General features: G+C 56.1%; 1 protein-coding gene. It reads left to right on the forward strand.

Annotated elements, in window-relative coordinates:
• Positions 1–122: 122 nt before the first annotated feature.
• The coding region (locus tag AWB65_RS35335) for a LysR family transcriptional regulator (RefSeq protein ID WP_143281843.1) at positions 123–522 on the forward strand (400 nt) is incomplete at its 3' end.

The raw sequence follows: 522 nt of genomic DNA on the forward strand, positions 1-522 counted from the left end.
GAATGGATGCGGTCGATGTCTCCTGACTGCCCATGGCGAACCTCTGAGTTGATTGACAATGTAGTTTTAGATAAAGTAAGAGCGATATCAAACATCGTTTTTTGATCTTAGGTTCAAAATTTATGAACTTGCGACAGATTCGCTACTTTTGCACGGTCGTCGAAGCAGGCAGCGCGACGCAGGCCGCCGAGGCACTGTTCGTTGCGCCCACCGCGATCAGCATGCAGCTCGCGCAGCTCGAGGAGCATTTGGGCGGCGATCTGTTCGACCGCTCCCGGCGCCCGATGGAGCTCACTTCCTTGGGCAAATATTTTTATCCGCGGGCGAAAGAGTTGCTGTCCCATGCGGGACGGCTCGACGACGAGACGAGAGACATTGCAGCGGGCAAGCGTGGATGGCTGGGCATCGGCTTTGTCCGATCGACGACCTTCTCCGTACTCCCCACCGCAGTGAGGAAGTTCCGGCAGTCATGTCCGGAAGTGCACCTCGATCTCGTCGAGGTGCTTTCTGAGTACCAGCCTG

It is taken from the genome of Caballeronia humi, assembly GCF_001544475.1.
Taxonomy (GTDB): domain Bacteria; phylum Pseudomonadota; class Gammaproteobacteria; order Burkholderiales; family Burkholderiaceae; genus Caballeronia; species Caballeronia humi.